Raw genomic sequence first — 11640 nt, forward strand, 5'->3', positions numbered from 1 at the left:
GTGTACGATTTAAAATAATATAGATCGTGTAAGATATAATTATTGGAGGGATATAAAAATGAAACCACTATTTGAAACGACCATGATCAACAGCGGTGGACGCGAAGGCACGGTTTATTCACCGGACAATATTTTCAACCTTGATGTGGCAAAACCGGTCGCGCTTGGCGGCCAGCCGAACACCGCGACAAACCCTGAGCAATTGTTTGCAGCAGGCTATAGCTCGTGCTTCAACAGTGCGTTGGACTTCGTGCTGGAACGTGATAAAGTGAAAGTAACGAACAGCGAAGTCACAGCGACGGTTTCCTTGCTGGGCGATAAAACGGACGGCGGCGTGAAACTTGCAGTGCGCCTCGAAGTGGATATCGACGGCCTGGAAGATGGCAAGAAACAGGAATATGTCGACAAAGCCCACGCCTATTGCCCATATTCCAAAGCCATTAAAGATTCAGTGGACGTGGAGATTGTCGTTCGATAAGCAGAAAAACAGGTGATGACATGGACAAACCAACCAGACTGGAACAGCAACTATGCTTTGAAGTGTACAAAGCTTCGAGCAATTTCTCGAAACTTTACGCGAAGACCTTAGAACCGTTCGGCCTGACCTTTACGCAGTATTTGGTGTTGCTCGTGCTATGGGAAGAAGACGGCTTGACGATGAAAGAGATCGGCAGGCAACTCGGGCTCGGCACCGGCACGCTCACCCCGATCATCAACCGGATGATTCAAAATGGCCGGATTGTGAAAGAACAATCGGCTGAAGACCGCCGTGCTTTCCGGATTTCCTTGACCGAACAGTCGCGCGCGGATGAAAAACCGATCGAGCAGGCCATTCACGACAAGATCACCAGCTGCAATTATCTTGATGTCAATGCCATCGAACTGATGAACAACTTGAAAGCCTTGAATGCATTTTTCGGCGAGATGGATCTATGAAAATTCATGGAAACAGGAGTGATGAATGATGGGAATCTATGATATTAAGGTCACCGATGCCAGCGGGGAAGAGTACAAACTCGAACGCTACAAAGGCCAGCCAATGGTCATCGTCAACACGGCGACTAAATGCGGTTTGCGCGGCCAATTTGACGGCCTCGAAAAGATTTACCAGCGCTACAAAGATGAAGGCCTCGTTGTGCTCGGCTTTCCGTCCGATCAATTCGGCCAGGAACTCGGCGAAGCGGCGGATGCCGAATCGTCGTGCCGCATGACTTACGGCGTTACGTTCCCTATGCATGACATCATCAAAGTGAACGGTAAAGATGCGCATCCCTTGTTCGATTTTTTGACGTCGAATACGAAAGGCTTCCTGTCGAGCGGCATCAAATGGAATTTCACAAAATTCCTGGTCGACCCGAACGGCAAAGTCGTGGCGAGGTTCGCGCCGAAAGATACACCTGATTCGATGCACAAAGACATCCAGAAAGTGCTCAGCGCCTAAACACCTTTGTTCACGAAAGCGGCGGGATGTGGTAAGCTGAACGTCACGATGAGTGAACGGGAGTGAAAGAAATGGGCAAAGCGAAAGCTAAATCGAAAAGCGGCGTAGGCCAAGGAACCGGCAAGAAAGGCTGGAACCGTTGGGAAAAAGGCAAAAACAAAGCCAAAAGTTTCAAGCCGTATACAAGCAAAGACAATAAAGAAGCCACGAACCAAAAAGGAAAACAGCCAGAAGCTGAATCTGAATGGGTCGATGGATAACAAAAGCCGCGCAGGTAATTGCGCGGCCTTTTTATTTCCCGGGAAATAGAAAGGGCGGATAATGGTGGGGATTTTGTTGCGAGCTACGCTAATCAAAGCGCTGAAAACTAATTTGAAGCACACACCAAGCTTCAGGATCAACTCTATCTATCTTGCCGATGCGTGCCTCAGGAAGCGATTCCTCCATTAGCCGGCAACTAACTAAAAAAGCAGATCTAATTAAATACGCACTGATCAACGAAATCTCTCAGCCGGCCAGCGACAAGGGTGAGCCGACGCAACAAGACAGGCGCTCTCCCTGGCTTATTGCGAAAGGCCAACCCAAAGCAGGTCGGCGACTACCAAGCTGAAGCACAAACCAACCGCCAAAACTGTTCCACAAGAAAGCTCTCGCCATCTTCACCGAAGCCTGTCCCCGGGAAGCGATTCCCCCACTAGCCGGTAACTAACTAAAGAAGTAGATCTAATTAAACACATAAAGACCAATGGAGTCTCTAAGCCGCCGAGCGCAAAGGGGTGAGCCAAAGCGATAAGACAGGTGCTCTTCCTGGCTTATTGCGAAAGGCTAACCCAAAGCCCGGCGGCGACTGCCAAGCTGAAGCACAAACCAACTGCCAAAACTGTTCCACAAGAAAGCTCTCACCATCTTCACCGAAGCCTGTCCTCGGGAAGCGATTCCCCCGCTAGCCGGTAACTAACTAAAGAAGTAGATCCGATTAAACACACAAAGATCAATAAGGTCTCTAAGCCGCCGAGCGCAAAGGGGTGAGCCGAAGCGATAAGACAGGTGCTCTTCCTGGCTTATTGCGAAAGGCTAACCCAAAGCCCGGCGGCGACTGCCAAGCTGAAGCACAAACCAACTGCCAAAACTGTTCCACAAGAAAGCTCTCACTATTTTTACGCAAACAAGGAAAATCGCAGAACCGCGTATCAAAAAATAACTACCAATTGAAAGGTTTGTACGAAAAACCTGCCCGCCACTAGACCCTTTATCACTTTCTTCACGAAGTTCGAGAAAATCCTTGCGGCGAAATTCGAACTGGTCTATAGTGAAACTACAAGATTTGGTGATGATGTAAAAATTCAACACCATATATAGTGATACCGCAACAAAGGTGCCCAATATGGGCTGAATAGGGAATCCGGTGAAATCCCGGAGCTGTTCCCGCAACTGTAAGCGCAGACGAACCATGAAATCCCACTGTCCAATGGACGGGAAGGGCATGGGGAGAGTGACGCGCGAGCCAGGAGACCTGCCTTTGTTGTCGTTTTGCACTTCTCCGGGAATTGGGAAGGATGACAAAGGTTTGGTTTGTGCGGCCCAAGTATGCCCACTTCATTAACTTGCGTTTATGCCCCCATTCTCTCCGGAGAGTGGGGGCTTTTGTGTTTTTAAAAAGGAGGAAGTCAGCATGCATAGAGAACAACTTCCGGCCGGCGTATCCAGGACCATCCAGTCCCGGCTCGTCTTGCCGCCGGATACCAACCATATGGGCACAATTTTTGGGGGCACGGTGCTTGCGTATATCGACGAAATCGCAGCCATTGCGGCGATGAAGCATAGCCGGCGTGCGGTCGTGACCGCGTCGATCGACAACGTCAATTTCCTGTCCTCGGCGAAAGTCGGCGACATCCTGACATTAGAAGGCGTCGTCATCTCGACCGGCCGGACCTCGATGGAAGTATACGTCAAAGCGGAATGCCAGCACATCGAAAGCGGTACGTGCAGCTTGACGACTACCTCAATCTTAACGATGGTCGCTGTGGATGCAGAAGGCCGTCCGACACCGGTCGCGAGCGTAGTGCCGGAAACGGAAAATGAGAAACGACTGTTTGAGAATGCACAAGAACGGAAAGAACGCCGAATGATCGCAAACGAATACGCAAAGGAGCTGTGTTAACAATGACTTTAGGAGCAGTAGAACGCGATAGAAAAATACAGGATGCACTTGACCGGGTGTCGATGGACGAACCGCATTGGACGTTTGAGGCGGCAGGGTTGTATTTGGAGAAATTATACGAGCAAGCGGCACAAACGCGCGGCTACAGCGCGGCGAATAAATACGATGACTTCTACGGATTGATTCACGGGCTGAGCCGCCTTGGCATTTATTCGAAAGACTTGCTCGAAGCTTATTCCGAGGGCGAAATTCGCCTGTTGGGCCGCGAAATTGCACCCGAACGCGACGAATTGTTCAATTACATCGGCTTGTTTTTGCTGGCGGACCGTTATTTGGCAAAAGACTATGATGGGCGTGTGTGGGAATTGCCGCAAGAGCGCTTTCTCATTATCGCCATGACTTTGATGCAAAAAGAACCGAAAGTGAGGCGCCTGGAACTCGTCAAAGAAGCCTATTGGGCGATGAGCAACTTGTATATGACAGTGGCGACACCCACTTTGTCGAATGCCGGGAAAAGCTTCGGTCAAATGTCTTCGTGTTTTATCGACACGGTGGCAGATTCGCTTGACGGCATCTACCAAAACAACTGGGATGTCGCGCGCCTCAGCAAAGACGGCGGCGGCCTCGGCGTTTATTACGGAAAAGTGCGCGCACTCGGTTCGGACATCCGCAAATTCAAAGGCAATTCATCCGGCGTCATCCCGTGGATCCGGCTGCTTAATGACACAGCCGTCAGTGTCGACCAGCTCGGCCAGCGCCAAGGCGCAGTGGCGGTTTATTTGGATGTCTTCCATAAAGACATTATGAACGGCTTCCTGGATTTGAAAACGAACAATGGCGATGAGCGTCGAAAAGCGCACGATATTTTCACCGGCGTGTCGATTCCTGATTTGTTCATGAAAAAGCTGCAGGAAACAGACGAAAACGGGCGCAGCATCGGCGAATGGCACACGTTCTGCCCGCACGAAGTCAAGCAAGTGATGGCCTGGAAAGACGAGCAGGGCAATTTGCTCGGCCTCGAAGACTTCTACGACGAAACCGATCATAAATACTTCACTGAAAAATACGAAGAAGCGGTCAATCATCCCTTATTGGCAAGAAAGTCATTCCGTGCGATGGACGTTATGGCGCGCATCATGGTATCACAGCTCGAGACCGGCACGCCGTATATGTTCTACCGCGACGAAGTGAACCGCGGGAACCCGAACAAGCACTTGCGCGGCATCGGCAAAACATCCATCTATTGCAGCAATCTATGCAGTGAAATTGCACAGAACATGTCGCCGACTGAAATCATCAAAGAATACAAAGACGAGGAAGGCAATCTCGTCACCGTGAAAAAACCCGGTGATTTTGTCGTCTGCAACCTATCGTCAATCAATTTGCCGAGAGCGGTCCAAGCGGACGTCTTGTCGCGCTTGGTTCCGATTCAATTGCGCATGCTGGATAATGTCATCGATTTGAACACGATTTCTGTCGGCCAGGCGGAAGTGACCAATCAAAAATATCGTGCCGTTGGATTAGGGACATTCGGTTGGCACCATCTGCTCGCGCTCCGCGGCATCCATTGGGAAACGCAAGAAGCGGTCGAGTATGCCGATACATTGTATGAAGAAATTGCCTGGCATGCCATCCGCGCGTCAGCGGGACTGGCGGAAGAAAAAGGCGCATTCAGTGAATTCACAGGTTCTGAATGGCATACGGGCGAGTATTTCGAGCGCCGTAGCTACACGGGCGAGCGCTGGGACGCATTGCGCCGGAAAGTATCGGCATCCGGCGTGCGCAACGGCTGGATGATGGCGGTCGCGCCGAACTCATCGACCGCGAAAATCGGCGGCTCGACAGACGGCATCGACCCTTTGTATGCTGTCGAATACGCAGAAGAGAAAAAGAATTTCCGCTTTAACGTGACGGCACCGGACCTTAACCACCGGACATATGATTATTACCGCCGCGCGCGCCATGTGCTGGACCAAAAATGGAGCATCCGCCAAAACGCGGCGAGACAGCGCCATATCGACCAGTCGATCAGCTTTAATTTATACGTGCCGCACACGATTCGCGCCAAAGAATTGCTGGAATTGCACCTCGAAGCGTGGAAATGCGGATTGAAGACGAGCTATTATGTGCGCAGCACGTCGCAGGAAGAAATCGAAGCATGCGAGGCATGTGAAAGCTAAAGAGAGGATGGGGAACATGCAAACTTTAACGAAACAAGCATTGATGGACCCGGATGCACCGAACCGCTCGACTGCCATTGTCGGCGGGGCAAGCTCCGGTTTGCTCAATTGGAACGATATCGCCCACCCGCATATGTATGAACTGTACCAAGCACTGTTGGCGAACTTCTGGAAAGCTCAGGAAATCAATATGCAGGATGATATCAAAAATTGGGACTCGTTATCAGAAACCGAGAAGGATGTCTTTTTGCGCATCAACACGCAGCTCGCGTCACTTGATAGCCTGCAGACGCCGACGATGACCCAAGTGATGGATTATGTCAGCGATTCGAGCTTCAAGTCGATTTTCGCTGTCATTGCCCAGCAAGAAGCGGTCCACACCGAGTCGTATTCCTACGTCCTCAGCTCGCTTGTGCCGCTCGATGAACAAAACCGGCGCTTTGACGAAGCGAAGAACGACCCGCTCGTCAGAAAACGCAATGCACGCATTTTACAAGCGTACGAAGCGTTCCGTACCGAACCGAATTTGGAAAACCTGCTGAAGCTTGCGGTCAACTCAATCAATTTGGAGGGCATTTATTTCTACGCCGGCTTTGCGTTTTTCTACCACCTGGCGCGCCAGCAGAAAATGCTCAAGACCAGCACGATGATCAGCTACATCCAGCGCGACGAAATGCAGCACGCCTATTTCGTTTCGCAGTTTATCCGCATCCTGATCGCGGAAAACCCGGAACTCGCGACTGATGACATGAACAACTGGATCCGCGAGGAAGTGGCGCACGCCGTCGAACTCGAAAAAGAATGGGCACAGCATATTCTTGGAGAGATTGACGGGCTTGATCTTGATGAGTTCAATGAATACGTCGAGTATTTGGCAAACAAGCGGCTGCGCCAAATCGGCCTCGGCAACCTTTACGAAACGCGCGACAACCCGATGCCGTGGATCCGCGTCTTCGGCGATGATATGATGAACAGCACGAAATCGGATTTCTTCGAACAGAAATCACGCGCTTATACGAAAGTATCGGAGTCAAACGGCTTTGACGAATTATAAACCGAACATCGCAATTGTTTATGCTTCTGCGACGGGGCACACGGAAAACCTCGCCTGTATGATAGAGGATGCCTTCATGCGGCAAGGGGTTCATCCGGCTGTTTTTCGTGCGAAGGAATTCGATCCTGCCGAACTATGCCGTTACGATATAGTTTTGGTCGGTACTTATACCTGGATGAACGGCGACATTCCAAAACAGCTTCATGGCCTATTTGAAGTGATGGAACAGCAAGAGAAAAACATCATTACGGGCGTATTCGGCACAGGCGACCGTTGCTTTGCGGCGTATTGCGGCGCGGTGGATTTGTTCCGGGACATGCTTCATGCGAAAACCTCCTTAGCCGCGACGCTCAAAGTTGAACAGATGCCGTCTGCGGATGACAGCATGCGCTGCAGCGCGTTTGCACAAAGTGTGCTGATGAAATACAGCCATCACAAAGGCAGGTTATCAGCCGCGAACTCTTGAAGCCTCCGATAGTTTTTCCTTTTGACAAGCGGGTATAGAGCTAATAAGGAACTGAAACAGAGGAGGAAGATCAATGGCACAACAGAAATGGTTGAAAGTCGGCGCAGCGGCAATGCTGTCTGCGGGCATGCTTGCTGCATGCGGCGGCGGGGAAGAAGAGCCGGAGATGGAACAGGAAACCGATGTCATGCCGGATGAGAATCAAGGCGATTCTGAAGACAATGAAGACGACGGCGAGGAAGAGGAAGAAGACTAAATTTGTATAAGCTGGTGTAGGCCTATAGTTTCCCTTTTTGAATGATTTGCCTTATACTATTTACGAACGGAAAGCCATAGTATTTCCGGTCAGGTATCAATTATCGCTGCTTCAAAATGCACAACTCCAATTTGGTAAAATGGAACAGACCATAGCGCTGGAACCAATGCCGAAAAAAGCCCTTGCCTGGGTTTTTTTCGGCGTTTTCTTTTTAGCGCAATTTGCTTTAAGAAAGGGGAACGATATGAAGATCGAACATACTATCATGGACCTGGCACAACAGGTCGGTAACTTGCTTGAGGCAGAAACCGATACCACGGACATGGAATGCCTGATCAAGAAAAACCGGACCGTAACCATTGAATTGCATGATAAAAGTTTTGATTGCACACTGGAACACGATATATCGTTTCGAAACCTGAAATCGGATGGCTCTGCTGTAAACGAAGCAGACATATACCTGCTCCCTGAAGAAGTGGCGTTATTTACGCAAGCATTGCAGCAATACCCGATTGCCTTGCCGACAGAATTTGAGCAAATCATCGACTCAAACCCGAATATTGTGTGTCTGCGCTTGACTGCAGAGGAACCGCCAGAGAATTTTGCCGCACGCCTCGCTGCTGCATTGCGCCAGATCGATTAAATAGACAAAACCCGGACGCCAGGCGATCCGGGTTTTTAGGATGCATCCTTTATTGGGAAAGAGAAAGTCGGCATGTTATGGTGAGGATGCTGGCGTATTTAATTGCCTGGAGAGGTACATAGACAAACTAGCTTTGCGCTTTGCTGATTGCGCTATTTATAGCGAGTGTTCTGTTATGCGGACTTAATTTGGGCATTTCTCCTTCCGCACGCCATTGCATAAGCTATGCTTAATCGCGCTGCTCCCTTTATAATGAAACTACGCAACATTTCATTTGAAGAGGAGTTTTTCCCGTGATTGTTATCATCGATCATTATGATTCATTTACATATAATCTGGTCCATTACTTCGAACGGCTCGGTGCGAGAGTGGAGGTCTTCCAAAATGACCAGGCCGCACTCCAAGGCATCGAAGCCTTATCGCCAGAACTGATTGTGCTGTCGCCAGGGCCGGGCAAGCCCTTGCAGCCGGGGCTTGGGCATAAAGCGCTCGAACAGCTCAGCGGCAACGTGCCGATACTTGGTGTGTGCCTTGGCCACCAAAGCATCGTCGAGTTCTACGGCGGCAACGTCCGTAAAGGTGCACAGCCTGTCCACGGCAAAGTGTCGGAAGTGGCACATAGCGGGCAAGGGGTTTTTGCGGGGCTCGCTTCACCGACGCCAGTCGTGCGCTATCATTCACTCGTAGCCGACCGCGCTACGCTGCCGGGCATTCTTGAAGTCACGGCAACAGCAGAAGATGGCAGCATCATGGGCGTGCGCCATAAAGAATTGCCGGTTGAGGGCATCCAGTTCCATCCCGAATCGATTTTAACGAAGGATGGTTTTCAGATGCTCGCGACCGCCTATCAGAATGCCCAATTATGGAATCGCGAAAAGAAAGGAGGCGCACAGGATGGCCCCTTATCTGCAGTTTGACTTTGCGAAAGACGATGGAACGCCTGAGACGGTCGCTTTTTCCGAGCCGCACGCGGTGCTTGAAGCAAAGACGCTGACGGACGTGGCGGCCGTTTTTGAACAAGTCGACCGCTACACCTCCCAAGGCTATTACGCCGCGGGTTATGTGTCCTACGAAGCCGCGCCTGCTTTTCATGCCGAAATGGCCGTTCGCGAAGGAGTCGAAATGCCGCTCGTCTGGTTCGGCATCTATAGCGATTCACAAGCACCAAAATCTTCAGGCGATGGAGATTATGAAGTATCGTCTTGGACGCTCGAAGGTTCCGTTGCCGAGTACAAGAACGGCATCCAGAAAATCCGCCAAGCGATCGAAGAAGGCGATACCTATCAAGTGAATTACACAGAACGCCTCACCGCCGGATTCAAAGGGGATGCGAAAGCATTTTACCAGCAGCTTGCGCGCAACCAGCAAGCGGATTACAGCGCTTACTTAGATATCGGGCGCCACCAGATTTTATCGGCGTCGCCGGAATTATTCTTCCGCATCGATGGCTCGCGCATCCGCACGAAACCGATGAAAGGCACTGCACCGCGTGGCAGGACGAATTGGGAAGATGAGGCCATTTTGGATGTGCTGCTCGATTCAGAAAAAGAACGCGCCGAGAACTTGATGATCGTGGATTTATTGCGAAACGATATGAGCCGCCTCGCGAAGCCGGGAAGCGTGCAAGTGCCGAAGCTGTTTGAAGCGGAGAAATACCCGACCGTCCATCAGCTCACGTCAACGGTTGAAGCCGAACTGCCGGAAGGGCTCAGCGTATTCGATTGGTTCAAAGCCTTGTTTCCATGCGGCTCGATCACCGGCGCGCCAAAAATCAGCACGATGCGCTATATTGCCGGGCTCGAACAGACGCCGCGCGAAGTTTACTGCGGCGCAATCGGCTATATCACGCCTGAAAAAAATGCCGTCTTTAATGTGCCGATCCGCACCGTCGTCATCGATCAGGACAAATCGGCTGCGCGCTACGGCGTGGGCGGCGGCATCACTTGGGATTCGACGTCCGAGGGCGAGTACGAAGAGCTATTGACGAAAGCCCGCGTGCTGACCGATCAGCGTCCGGAATTCGCCTTGATCGAATCGCTCAAGCTGGAAGACGGAAACTATCCGCTGATCGCGCTGCACCTCGCACGGCTGAAAAAAAGCGCCGCGTACTTCCGTTTTGCATTAGATGAAGAAGCTGTGGCGAAACAATTGGAATCGCTTGCTGTAAAGCATCCGGCAGGCCTTTTCAAAGTCCGCCTGACGCTTGAGCGCAGCGGTAAGATGGAATTAACTGCACAGCCGGCAGCCCCAATCGAGCAGCCGATCCGCTGTGCACTCGCCAAAACGCCAGTCGACAGCCGAAATGCATTTCTCTATCACAAGACGACCAACCGCGGCATCTATGAACAGCACCAACAAGAAGCGCCTGACGCTTTTTCTGTGCTTTTGTGGAATGACCGTCAAGAGTTGACCGAGTTCACCATCGGCAATGTGGTCGCTGAAAAAGACGGCCGCTTCTACACGCCGCCCGTCTCAAGCGGCCTGCTCGCCGGCACCTACCGAGAACAGCTGATTGAAGAAGGGCACATCGAAACGAAAGTGCTGAAAAAAGACGAACTCGACACGTTCGACGCCATCTGGTTCATCAACAGCGTCCGCGGATGGATGAAAGTGGAACTTGATACTGATCCTGTGTAAAATAGCAGCTGAAAAAAGCCGGCCCCTCCATAATGGAAGGGCCGGCTTTTCTATATTACACATTGACGACGGGTTGGGATTTCAATACTTCTTCGGATTCGGCAATGGCTTCTTGGCGGAACGTATCGAGCATATCGCACGGGCGCCCGACAAAATCCATTTTGCCGTCTTTCAATTTTACAATGCGGTCGGCGAGGATATGCGCGTCTTTTTCATCGTGTGTCACGAAGATGGATGTGATGTTCGCCTTTTTCAAAATCTCCCGAAGATCTTTGCGAATTTTCCCTTGTAGCTCGGCGTCCAAATTACTGAACGGTTCATCCAGCAAGATCAAATGAGGGTTCGGCGCAATCGCGCGGGCAATTGCCACACGCTGCTGTTGGCCGCCGCTCAATTGATGAGGATAGCGCTTTTCGTATTCCTCCAATTCGACGAGTTCAAGCATTTCGCGCATGCGTCTCTTCTTATCGGCTTTTTTCATGCCGGACAAACCGAACATGATGTTCGCAGCAACCGTCATATGCGGGAACAAGGCATAGTCCTGGAAGACCATGCCGATGCCGCGTTTTTCAGGCTGCAGAAATGTCTTGTCGTCGAACAAGGTTTCGTCCTGGATGACCAGGCGACCGTTTTTCGGCCGCTCAAGCCCCGCGAGCAAGCGCAAAATCGTGCTTTTTCCGCTGCCGCTGCGCCCGAGGATCGAAATGACCTCACCTTTTTTAATGTCCAGCGTGAACCGATCAAGTGCAGGGGCCTGTGTATTCGGATAGGAAAAACTCACATCTTCAATGGCGACAAACAT

The 11640-nt window shown here is 51.0% G+C and carries 13 protein-coding genes and 1 riboswitch; of the genes, 12 read left to right on the forward strand and 1 reads right to left on the reverse strand.

What is annotated here, in order from left to right:
- Nucleotides 1-58 precede the first annotated feature (58 nt).
- The 12 genes from AB9R92_RS09660 (at nucleotide 59) to pabB (ending at nucleotide 10838) form a co-directional block, all read left to right on the forward strand.
- Nucleotides 59-478, forward strand: a complete 420-nt coding sequence (locus tag AB9R92_RS09660) for an organic hydroperoxide resistance protein (RefSeq protein ID WP_370669249.1) — start codon at nucleotides 59-61, stop codon at nucleotides 476-478.
- Between the two features lie 20 nt (nucleotides 479-498).
- Complete coding sequence (locus AB9R92_RS09665) at nucleotides 499-936, forward strand: transcriptional regulator, SarA/Rot family (protein WP_370669250.1); 438 nt, start codon at nucleotides 499-501, stop codon at nucleotides 934-936.
- Nucleotides 937-964: 28 nt separating this feature from the next.
- On the forward strand, nucleotides 965-1441 hold the full coding sequence (locus tag AB9R92_RS09670) for a glutathione peroxidase (RefSeq protein WP_370670087.1): 477 nt from the start codon (nucleotides 965-967) through the stop codon (nucleotides 1439-1441).
- Between the two features lie 71 nt (nucleotides 1442-1512).
- Nucleotides 1513-1701 carry a DUF3934 domain-containing protein gene (locus AB9R92_RS09675; RefSeq protein ID WP_058382400.1) on the forward strand — a complete coding sequence of 63 codons (189 nt, stop codon included), beginning with the start codon at nucleotides 1513-1515 and terminating at the stop codon, nucleotides 1699-1701.
- A gap of 1096 nt (nucleotides 1702-2797) precedes the next feature.
- A riboswitch (cobalamin riboswitch) is annotated at nucleotides 2798-2976 on the forward strand.
- Between the two features lie 137 nt (nucleotides 2977-3113).
- Nucleotides 3114-3602 (forward strand): acyl-CoA thioesterase, encoded by a 489-nt coding sequence (locus tag AB9R92_RS09680; RefSeq protein WP_370669251.1) that lies wholly within the window; start codon nucleotides 3114-3116, stop codon nucleotides 3600-3602.
- Between the two features lie 2 nt (nucleotides 3603-3604).
- Nucleotides 3605-5782, forward strand: a complete 2178-nt coding sequence (locus tag AB9R92_RS09685) for a ribonucleoside-diphosphate reductase subunit alpha (RefSeq protein WP_370669252.1) — start codon at nucleotides 3605-3607, stop codon at nucleotides 5780-5782.
- A gap of 7 nt (nucleotides 5783-5789) precedes the next feature.
- Nucleotides 5790-6836: a ribonucleotide-diphosphate reductase subunit beta gene (locus AB9R92_RS09690; protein ID WP_370669253.1), complete on the forward strand. Its 1047-nt coding sequence runs from the start codon at nucleotides 5790-5792 to the stop codon at nucleotides 6834-6836.
- Nucleotides 6823-7302, forward strand: coding sequence for a flavodoxin domain-containing protein (locus AB9R92_RS09695; protein ID WP_370669254.1), 480 nt, complete (start codon nucleotides 6823-6825; stop codon nucleotides 7300-7302). Before AB9R92_RS09690 ends, AB9R92_RS09695 begins: the two co-directional genes overlap by 14 nt.
- A gap of 73 nt (nucleotides 7303-7375) precedes the next feature.
- Nucleotides 7376-7558 (forward strand): hypothetical protein, encoded by a 183-nt coding sequence (locus AB9R92_RS09700; protein ID WP_370669255.1) that lies wholly within the window; start codon nucleotides 7376-7378, stop codon nucleotides 7556-7558.
- A gap of 244 nt (nucleotides 7559-7802) precedes the next feature.
- Nucleotides 7803-8201, forward strand: a complete 399-nt coding sequence (locus AB9R92_RS09705; RefSeq protein WP_370669256.1) for a DUF1259 domain-containing protein — start codon at nucleotides 7803-7805, stop codon at nucleotides 8199-8201.
- A 293-nt stretch (nucleotides 8202-8494) separates the two neighbouring features.
- On the forward strand, nucleotides 8495-9118 hold the full coding sequence (locus tag AB9R92_RS09710; protein WP_370669257.1) for an anthranilate synthase component II: 624 nt from the start codon (nucleotides 8495-8497) through the stop codon (nucleotides 9116-9118).
- Nucleotides 9096-10838, forward strand: coding sequence for an aminodeoxychorismate synthase component I (gene pabB, locus AB9R92_RS09715; RefSeq protein ID WP_370669258.1), 1743 nt, complete (start codon nucleotides 9096-9098; stop codon nucleotides 10836-10838). Before AB9R92_RS09710 ends, pabB begins: the two co-directional genes overlap by 23 nt.
- Nucleotides 10839-10893: 55 nt before the next feature.
- On the opposite strand, the gene AB9R92_RS09720 is transcribed toward pabB, so the two are convergent.
- Nucleotides 10894-11640 (reverse strand): ABC transporter ATP-binding protein, encoded by a 747-nt coding sequence (locus tag AB9R92_RS09720; RefSeq protein ID WP_370669259.1) that lies wholly within the window; start codon nucleotides 11638-11640, stop codon nucleotides 10894-10896.

The organism is Planococcus sp. SSTMD024 (genome assembly GCF_041320495.1).
In the GTDB taxonomy this organism is placed as follows: Bacteria; Bacillota; Bacilli; order Bacillales_A; family Planococcaceae; genus Planococcus.

What these genes read in the sequence shown, in the direction of transcription:
- AB9R92_RS09660 (WP_370669249.1), top strand. Translation starts at nt 59, where the DNA reads ATGAAACCACTATTTGAAACGACCATGATCAACAGCGGTGGACGCGAA.
- AB9R92_RS09665 (WP_370669250.1), top strand. Translation starts at nt 499, where the DNA reads ATGGACAAACCAACCAGACTGGAACAGCAACTATGCTTTGAAGTGTAC.
- AB9R92_RS09670 (WP_370670087.1), top strand. Translation starts at nt 965, where the DNA reads ATGGGAATCTATGATATTAAGGTCACCGATGCCAGCGGGGAAGAGTAC.
- AB9R92_RS09675 (WP_058382400.1), top strand. Translation starts at nt 1,513, where the DNA reads ATGGGCAAAGCGAAAGCTAAATCGAAAAGCGGCGTAGGCCAAGGAACC.
- AB9R92_RS09680 (WP_370669251.1), top strand. Translation starts at nt 3,114, where the DNA reads ATGCATAGAGAACAACTTCCGGCCGGCGTATCCAGGACCATCCAGTCC.
- AB9R92_RS09685 (WP_370669252.1), top strand. Translation starts at nt 3,605, where the DNA reads ATGACTTTAGGAGCAGTAGAACGCGATAGAAAAATACAGGATGCACTT.
- AB9R92_RS09690 (WP_370669253.1), top strand. Translation starts at nt 5,790, where the DNA reads ATGGGGAACATGCAAACTTTAACGAAACAAGCATTGATGGACCCGGAT.
- AB9R92_RS09700 (WP_370669255.1), top strand. Translation starts at nt 7,376, where the DNA reads ATGGCACAACAGAAATGGTTGAAAGTCGGCGCAGCGGCAATGCTGTCT.
- AB9R92_RS09705 (WP_370669256.1), top strand. Translation starts at nt 7,803, where the DNA reads ATGAAGATCGAACATACTATCATGGACCTGGCACAACAGGTCGGTAAC.
- pabB (WP_370669258.1), top strand. Translation starts at nt 9,096, where the DNA reads ATGGCCCCTTATCTGCAGTTTGACTTTGCGAAAGACGATGGAACGCCT.
- AB9R92_RS09720 (WP_370669259.1), bottom strand. Translation starts at nt 11,640, where the DNA reads ATGTTTGTCGCCATTGAAGATGTGAGTTTTTCCTATCCGAATACACAG.